5 protein-coding genes are annotated in these 5,005 nt (G+C 69.3%); 1 reads left to right on the top strand and 4 read right to left on the bottom strand.

Annotated features, from left to right (window positions below; translation table 11 throughout):
- The first annotated feature begins 241 nt into the window (after positions 1–241).
- Positions 242–457 carry a dodecin family protein gene (locus AB1578_21860; GenBank protein ID MEW6490545.1) on the top strand — a complete coding sequence of 72 codons (216 nt, stop codon included), beginning with the start codon at positions 242–244 and terminating at the stop codon, positions 455–457.
- Between the two features lie 32 nt (positions 458–489).
- On the opposite strand, the gene AB1578_21855 is transcribed toward AB1578_21860, so the two are convergent.
- The 4 genes from AB1578_21855 to AB1578_21840 form a co-directional block, all read right to left on the bottom strand.
- Positions 490–1,674 (bottom strand): GAF domain-containing protein, encoded by a 1,185-nt coding sequence (locus AB1578_21855; GenBank protein MEW6490544.1) that lies wholly within the window; start codon positions 1,672–1,674, stop codon positions 490–492.
- Between the two features lie 206 nt (positions 1,675–1,880).
- Positions 1,881–3,578 (bottom strand): methyl-accepting chemotaxis protein, encoded by a 1,698-nt coding sequence (locus AB1578_21850; protein ID MEW6490543.1) that lies wholly within the window; start codon positions 3,576–3,578, stop codon positions 1,881–1,883.
- Positions 3,579–3,698: 120 nt separating this feature from the next.
- Entirely contained in the window at positions 3,699–4,499 is an 801-nt protein-coding gene (locus tag AB1578_21845) for a phosphate ABC transporter substrate-binding protein (protein MEW6490542.1), read from the bottom strand.
- 158 nt (positions 4,500–4,657) lie between these two features.
- Positions 4,658–4,936, bottom strand: a complete 279-nt coding sequence (locus AB1578_21840) for a TrkA C-terminal domain-containing protein (GenBank protein MEW6490541.1) — start codon at positions 4,934–4,936, stop codon at positions 4,658–4,660.
- Positions 4,937–5,005 lie beyond the last annotated feature (69 nt).

Raw genomic sequence — 5,005 nt, 5'->3', positions numbered from 1 at the left:
CCTGCCCGCCCCCCGAACCTTGCGCGGCCACCGGCGGGTCCAGCGAAGCGGACCCATCCTCGCCAGGGAGAACCTGGACGCATTGTTCGAGATTCCAGGTCCTGAAGGATTCCTGGGTGGCGGATCCCGGGTCTTGCCGCACGGGAGCCCTTTACATCCCCCCGGGCCGGGCTAGACTCGGCAGTCCGGCCCGGCGGCAGCAGCCGGACCCAATTGGCAACCCGAGACGAAGGAGGTTCCCATGGGAGACAGCGTGTACCGGATCATCGACGTGGTGGGAACGAGCACCAAGTCCTGGGAGGACGCGGCGAAGAGGGCCGTGGAGACCGCCAGCGGGACCCTGCGGGACCTGCGGGTGGCCGAGGTGGAAAAGCTCGACATGAAGGTGGAGGACGGCAAGGTGGTCGCCTACCGGGCCCGGGTGAGTCTCTCGTTCAAGTACGAGACCGGCGACTGAGGTGCCGCCTAGGGGCGACGCACGCGTCGCCCCTAGGGCTTTTCCGCCTTCCCCTCTGCCCCCAGGTAGTCCACCGTCGCCTGCCAGAACGACAGGTCGTAGCGGGTGCGCTCGTAGAGCCGCGCGTTCATGAGGGCGATGCCCGCCACCTCCGCCAGGGCGGTGAGGAAGGCCACGTCGTCCTGGCTGAAGTCCGCGGGCTTCGCGGAGTAGAGGCGCAGGACGCCGATCACCCGCTCCCGGGCCACGATGGGAACCGACAGGATCGAGGCGATGCCCTCCCGGGCAGCCGCGTCCGGGTACTCCACCCGGGGGTCGGTGCGGGCGTCGCGCACCAGCACCGGGGCTCCGCTTACGGCCTCCTGGATGCTGCGGTCCGCGTGGAGCGGCCCCTTGTTGAGGTATCGCTCGCTCAGGCCCCGGGCCGCCACCACCTCGAGCTCGCCGGTGGCCTCCCGCAGGAGCAGCACGCAGCCCCCCTTCACGCCGGTGAGCTCCAGCACCTTCTCGAGGATGAGGTAGGTGGCCTCGGTGGAGTCGAGCGTGGCGAGGATCGCCTGGGTCACCGCGTGGAGGGCCCGGAACTGCTCCAGGCTGCGCGCCGGGTCCGCGGGCACGGAGGCAAAGGACCGGAAGCGGCGCTTTCCCCCCGCCGACCCCTGGGCCGGCAGGTCCACGCCGATTCCCTCCAGCAGGGCCGAGAGCTGCACTCCCTGCTCCTCGTACACCCGGGCGTTGGCAATGGCCAGCCCCCCCATCTCGGCCAGGGCCGAGACGAACTCGATCTCCTCGGGCGAGAAGTCGCGCGGCTCGGCGGTGTAGAGCCGCAGCACCCCGATGACCCGGTCCTTGGCTACCACCGGCACGGAGAGCACCGAGCAGATGCCTTCGGCGCGCTTCTCCGCGGGGTACTCCACCCGGGGGTCGATGCGGGCGTCGCGGATCACGACGGCCTTGCGCTCGAGCACCTCGGGGATGCTGCGGTCCAGGTGGAGGGTGCCCTTGGCCAGGTAGCGCTTGCTGAGCAGGTGCGACGCCACCAGCTCGAGCCGGTTGGTCTTCTCGTCCACCAGCCGAAGACTCCCTGCCTTGACGCCCAGGGCCTGCACGCTGCGCTTGACCAGGAGCTTGAGCACGTCCTTGAGGGAACGGGAGGAGAGCACCGCCTGGCTCGCCTCGAAGAAGATCCGGAAGGAATCCTGCGTCCTCGCACCCATGGGGCTCTCGTCTCCTCGGGCCCAGGGGACCCGCCAGGGGGAATGCCGCTGCCACGGCAAGAGCGTGAGGCACCAGGATGCCGCATTTGTGCGCGGGGTCAACCGGAAAGGCGTGAAAGCGCGGCGAGGGGTACGGGAATGGGGCCTACGTGCTTCGATCATCTGCGGCCCAGCTTCCCCGGGTGGTGCCGCCGGACCCTCCCGGCTCAGATCCGGAAACGCCCCACGGCCTCTCGGAGGCTGTCGGCCCTGGCCGCTACCGTCTGGGCGGTGTTGGACACCTCGTTGACGGCGGTCACCGTCTGGGTGACGCCGTGGGCGATCTCGTCCACGTTGTGGGCCATGTTGCGGATGGTGGCCGAGAGCTGCTCGGAGGCGGTGGCCATCTGGGACACCTGGTCGCTGGTTGCAGCGATGCGGCTTTCGATCTGCTGTACCGATCGGCCGGCCGTCTTGGCGCGGTCGGCCCCCCCCGCCACGCTCGCCTCGCCGGTCTCCATGGCCCGGATCGCCTCGCGGGAGTCGTCCTGAATGGCCTTCACGGTGCGGGCGATCTCTTGGGTGGCCTTCACCGTCTTCTCCGCGAGCTTGCGCACCTCGTCGGCCACCACGGCGAAGCCGCGCCCGTGCTCGCCGGCCCGGGCGGCCTCGATGGCCGCGTTGAGGGCCAGCAGGTTGGTCTGGTCGGCGATGTCCTCGATCACCTCGACCACGCTCCCGATCGTCTCGCCCTGACGCCCCAGCTTGGTGACGATCTGGGCGGCGCTCCCCACGGCCTTCTGGATCTGGTCGAAGGCCCCCAGGGCCTCGCCGATGACGCCCCCGCCTTCCACCGCAACCGTCCGGGCGTCTTCGGAAGACCGGCTGACGGATGCCGCGCTGCGGGCCACCTGCTCCACGGTGGCGGACATCTCGGTGGTGCTGCTCGCCACGGCCTGGGCCTGTCCGCCCACCTCCTCGTTGCTGCTGGCGATCTGGGCCGTGGTGGTGGAGAGCTCCTCCGAGATGGCCGCCAGGTCCACGCTCACGGTGGAGATTTCCCGGAGCATGCCCCGCAGTTGCTCCATCATGCGGTTGAGCTGGGAGCCGAGCTCTCCCACCTCGTCGTGCCCGCGCACCCGGATGTTCTGGGTGAAATCCCCCGACGCCACGGTCTCGAGGGCGCCGATGACCTGGCGCAGCGCCTTGACCACGTAGCGGGGAAGAAGGACGGCCAAGGCGAGGGAGACGGCGATCAGCACCAGGGAGATCCCCAGCAGGGCCCGCAGGCTTGCCTCCATTCCGGAAGCTCCCCGCTGGAGCTCGCCCACGGACGCCACGGCGGCGTCGGAAGCGTCGCGCGCCGCGCGGAGGGTTTCGGCCGTCTGGGTCGAGGATTGGGCGAGGACCGCTTGCAGTCCACTCACGATGGCCTTGGACGAGGCGTCCACGGCGGTGACGGAGACCTGCCGCGCCTTGTCCAGGTCGCGCCCCGAGATCAGCGCGTCCACCGTCTGGAAGTACGTGCGGTACTCGGCGAGCGGCGCGCTCAGCGCGGCAATCGCCGGGCTCGACCCGCCCAGCTCGCCGATCGAGGCGTCGAGCCGGTCGAGAATTTCTTCGTGCTCGAGGACCAGCATGGAGTCTTCGGTGGCCAGGTAGAGCTTGTCCATGTGGCCCAGGGTGAGCTGGGCCACCAGGGCTTCCACCACCCTGCGGTCGAAGGCGGCGGAGGCCTCTACCCTCGCCAGGAGGCGCCCGCCCTCCTCCTGCCCGCTCACCACGGTCTCCACCGAGTGGGCGATGGTGTCGGCGATCTTTCCGAACTGGACGCTCGTCAGGAGGACGTAGCCCCCGAAGAAGAGCACCACGAGGAGGACGAGTCCGGCGATCTTGACGCTCAAGGTGATTCGGATGCGGCCCATGAACGGGTCTCCCAAGGCTCTGGAACCGGGGATCCCCCGCCGTGGCGGAGAGCCTGCGCGCAGCGCGGCGTGCGGGGTTCCGGGGGCGGCAGCGGGTGCCGCCCCCGGGAAGGAGGACGGCTACTTGGCGGGCACGAAGTTCTCGGCCACCACCGCCTGGGCCTCGGGGGTGAGCATGAACTTCACGAACTCCAGGACCTCTTTGGGGGCCTTCTGGTGGCTCACGAGGTTCAGGGGGCGGCTGATGGGGTAGCTGCCGTTGATCACGTTGGCGGTGGTGGCCGCAACGCCGTCGACCACGATCACGTGGTGGTCCGGGGTCACGAAGGCGGCGCTCACGGCGGTGACGGCGTTGGGGTTCTTCGCCACGTAGTTGGCTTCGTCCACGGGCCGGTCCACCTCGACCCGGTTGTCGCCGTAGATGCCCTCCATGTTGCTGGTGCCCATGATGATCTCGGTGAACACGATCTGGGTGGCCCGCTTCTCCCCGAGGATCTCGGTCACCGGCACGATCGGGGCGTCTTTGCCGCCCACCTCTTTCCAGTTGCGGATCTCCCCGCGGAAGATCCCCTCGATCTGCTTCTTGGTGAGGCTTCGTACCGGGTTGTCCTTGTGCACGATCACCGAGATGGCGTCGAACCCGATGGTGTAGAACCGAAGCCCCGCGGCCCGTTCGTCGTCCTTCGGGGCGCGAGAGACTCCGGCCAGGACCACCTCGTTCTTCAGAAGGGCCTGGACCCCCTTTCCGGACCCGTCGTTCTTGATGGAGTCGAAGGCGATGCCGGTCTTGGCCGTGAAGAGCTGGGTGGCCTTGGGGAGGATGTGCTGGCCGATGGTGGACGACCCGTTGTAGGTGAGCCCGGCCAGGGCGGGGGAGGCGAGGAACAAGGTGGCGGCGACGACGAGGACGGCACGTCTCATGGGGGGTTCCTCCGTGCAGGGGGGTGCTCGGAGACTCATTCTCCGAGATCAGCCGAGTTTCTCATCGGCATGTGCTGTGAGTCACTTGAGGAGGAGTAAATCAAAATTCACAGACAGTTACCGGGGCAGGCCCTTGGGGGAGCGCTGGGCTCGGCCCGTCACTCCGGCGCCTTCCAGGGCCTGGCTTCGGGCTCCTCGACCCCCTCGGCCGCGAAGAGGCGCGCCGCGGCGGCGAGCTGGTCGAGGCTGCCCAGGAGCATGGCCAGGTCGCCCGGCTCCAGGACGATCTTGGGGTCCGGGTTGGAGACCAGGGGGGCGCTGCCCTTCTGGACCGCCACCAGGGTCGCCCCCGTGCGGGAGCGCAGGGTTCTCTTCCGGATCGTGTGGGTGGACCCGCTGGGGAGTGGACCCCGGCGTCTGGGCGCGTAGGGGCGCACAGCGTGCGCCCGGAGGGTTGGGGGTGGGCCCGAGGGCGGGCGCACGCTGTGCGCCCCTACGGGTGAAAC

The sequence above is a fragment of the Thermodesulfobacteriota bacterium genome, assembly GCA_040756475.1.
GTDB lineage: Bacteria > Desulfobacterota > Deferrisomatia > Deferrisomatales > JACRMM01 > JBFLZB01.
Note: the sequence above shows the minus strand (reverse complement) of the source record. Positions and strands in the feature narration are given on the sequence as shown.